Source organism: Lacinutrix sp. YIN62, assembly GCF_057219185.1.
In genome coordinates, this window is sequence record NZ_JBXVVH010000053.1 from 1 (window position 1) to 3,137 (window position 3,137).

General features: G+C 28.8%; 3 protein-coding genes. All 3 read left to right on the forward strand.

Annotation, left to right across the window (positions count from 1 at the left end; genetic code table 11):
- Positions 1-150: 150 nt before the first annotated feature.
- The 3 genes from AC2D8I_RS15995 to AC2D8I_RS16005 all read left to right on the forward strand — a co-directional run bounded on the left by AC2D8I_RS15995 (position 151) and on the right by AC2D8I_RS16005 (position 2,918).
- The gene (locus tag AC2D8I_RS15995) at positions 151-807 is read left to right on the forward strand and encodes a DUF7151 family protein (protein WP_484707113.1); all 657 of its coding nucleotides are present in this window, start codon (positions 151-153) and stop codon (positions 805-807) included.
- 17 nt (positions 808-824) lie between these two features.
- Positions 825-1,472: a DUF7151 family protein gene (locus AC2D8I_RS16000; RefSeq protein WP_484707114.1), complete on the forward strand. Its 648-nt coding sequence runs from the start codon at positions 825-827 to the stop codon at positions 1,470-1,472.
- 273 nt (positions 1,473-1,745) lie between these two features.
- Complete coding sequence (locus AC2D8I_RS16005; RefSeq protein ID WP_484707115.1) at positions 1,746-2,918, forward strand: hypothetical protein; 1,173 nt, start codon at positions 1,746-1,748, stop codon at positions 2,916-2,918.
- The last annotated feature ends 219 nt before the right edge of the window (positions 2,919-3,137 follow it).

Below are 3,137 nucleotides of genomic sequence, written 5' to 3' on the forward strand. Positions count from 1 at the left end.
TATGCCTTATTTTTAATACAAGTATAACAGCCTATTTATAAACGATTATAAATAGTTCTGCAAATAACTTATTCATTAAGCAGCAATATTTAGCTGTTTTTAAACAAATAACCCATAATATACTAAAACGTTATAATTAAATAGAACCATATGAAAATATTAAAAAGCAATCATTACATCATTTTTTTACTACTCATTTTATTATCCAATTGTACTACTGAAGGTGGAGAAGATGGAGAAGATGGACTTTCCGGTCTAAATAATCTTACTTCATTGAGTGATGAATCTGAAGGAATTAATTGTCAATATGGAGGAGTAAAAATAGAGAATGGTCTTGACCTAAATTCAAATTCAGTTCTTGAATCTAATGAAGTGTCTTCAACCACATATATTTGTGATGGATTTAATAGTGATTTTCAAGATGAAACTAGAATTGTTTTATTTAGTAATGGATCGGGAGCCTCTGGCACTAGTTCCGTCGAAGGTCGAAAAATGGGAGAAATAGTAAAATTTGACAAAAGAAACTGGGCAAATGCGTCTTCTATTTTTTATGTCGCCTGGATATACTCGGAAAGCTCAAGTAACAGTTGTTATGTAGAATTATATAATGAAACTGACGAGGAAGTTATAGCAAATAGTATCTTAACTAATAATAGTACTCAGTATCCTGGCCTTTTAATGACTTCAGAAAATATTGTTTCTAGTATTCCTGATAAAGAAATTGATATTTCTATACGCCTAAGAACACAAAATGAAGGAATGACAGTATATATGGGAAGGAAAGCAGAGCTTATTATTAGACGCTAATCACAAAAAAAACAGATATGAAAAAAACTATACGAGTATATTTTTCAGTAATAATAGGATTCATTTTTTTTAGTTGTCAACCTGAAGATGGTGAAAATGGAATTTTAGGATTAAATTCATTAACAATTTTTTCTGAAGTAGAATCAGGCTTGGATTGTCAATATGGCGGAATTAGAATAGATGTAGGGGTGGATTCTAATGCTAATTTAACTTTAGAAGAAAATGAAATAGAAAATACAAAATTTGTTTGTGAGGGTATTGATGACCCTATTTCAAAAGAAACGAGAATAGTATTACACAATGATAATGGAGGAGCATCAGGTACATCTGGAAATTATATTAATAGCTATCCTGCAATAATTAAATTTAACAAAGGAAATTGGACTAATATAAGTTCCATTATTTACACAGCTAGCATTAAATCTGATAATGTTAATAATAATGCAATTATATACTTATATAATTCGACAGATTCCAGTATCATTAATAACTCTACCCTTTCAACAAATAGTACAGAATATGTAAATGTAATTTCTAATAACCTCTTAGAATTCTTTCCTGAGTCAGAAATTAATATTTATTTAAGATTGAGGTCACAAAACACAACAGATGATACAGTATGGCTATCTAACAAATCTGAACTTATTATTAGACAAGAAAACTAATACTAATACCGGTAATCGTTGCACAAGTCTATAAAAACATAAAAAAACATTCAAAAGCTCCTTTTACAGGAGCTTTTACTTTGTTAAACCAATACTCTTGAAGCCATAGCAAGCGGCATTTGGAAAGTATTTTATAGAAACGTATTTTTGGGTTTCTTTGATGAAAAGCAACTTAGAAATAAACAACAATCTACAAGCTTAGAAACTAATTTAGTGTAAACCCTAATCTTTAATTTGCGTAAACCATACCCCTTAACGAACACATTACAAAATATGTTTAAATATTTCATCATTACAGTTACTATAGTCATGCTTATATCTTGTGCTAAAGAGAAGACAAAAAGTAACATTAATCAAAATACGGAGCTTCTTAAAACTCAAAAAAAAATAGAAATTAACAAAGAAGATGATCTTGAGGAAGAAGTTAAAGATAATTCTTCAGGATTAAATTATTTTATTGATCCTATAAATGACTCTATCAAAGTGCAATTGATTGATTCTAAAGTTGCTGTTTTAGTTTACCCAACAGACGAGATAATTGATAAGCTAAAGTCTGAAAATAGTGAAGAAGACTTTTACACTATTGTGGATGACAATAATTACTATATTGGTGAAATGACTTCTTTTTTTGAGTCTAAAAGCATCAAAATAATTACTGCAAAAAAACGAGTTTTAAAATTCAAAGGAACTTCTAAATATTACTATATGTCCCTTGACTCAAATAATTCTAAAAGAGAATCAATTTCTTGGGGTATAATTTTGTATAATCCGAATCAAGAACCAATTCTAATTGATAGTATAGACCCAGATTTTGAAAAAATAAAGAATTATTTTACAGCTGGCTTACAAACAAACGAAGAGCAAAGTACATCAAACCAATTCCAAGTTGATAATATGAGTTTCAATATTGATTATATAAAATCAAAAACTTCATCATTGTCAAATAAAATAGATGTAGATAATATAAATTCAGAATCGTTAGATTCAATACCAAATAAATTTATTCGAAAATATTTAACTAACAGAAAAAAAGTTATTGGAGACTCTATTTCACTTGTTCCTGATTACATAGGAGCATACCGTTTTTATCAATACAAGGAATTTGAAAACTTTAACATGTTCACTTTTACTTATCGTGATGAAAGTTGTTGCACTTATTTATATGCAGCTACTACGACTAAGGATAGTTTATCATTAAAAGACATATCATTAATTGGATATACTGGTGGTGACGGTGGATGGTATGGAGAAAAGTATGGCAAATGGTTTAATGAATTTGGTATAGGAAGTACTGAAGTTTCAAATTTTGATGATGACTTAATTGAAGACAACAATAATAGTGAAATAGACACAACTTGGTCAGAGACTCAATTAAACGAAAAGGGGGTTTTCAAATATATTGAACATCATAAAGTCAAATATATTGGAAACAAACAAGTTGAATAAAAACTGTTGCCTAACACCGGTAATCGTTGCACAAGTCTATAAAAACATAAAAAAAACGACACTATCCTAAAAAGTGTGTAAGTTCAAAATTTCAGGGTTAGGTTATTTATATCTTAATCCTGTTTTCAAATATAGCTAAAAATTGGTTTAGTATAAGTCCCCAATTTCTAATAGGCATGGTCCATTTTTTAGTGCTTTCTCTTAAAGCTAAATATACCG

Coding starts and splice junctions, on each gene's coding strand:
- AC2D8I_RS16000 (WP_484707114.1), top strand. CDS start 825: ATGAAAAAAACTATACGAGTATATTTTTCAGTAATAATAGGATTCATT.
- AC2D8I_RS16005 (WP_484707115.1), top strand. CDS start 1,746: ATGTTTAAATATTTCATCATTACAGTTACTATAGTCATGCTTATATCT.
- AC2D8I_RS15995 (WP_484707113.1), top strand. CDS start 151: ATGAAAATATTAAAAAGCAATCATTACATCATTTTTTTACTACTCATT.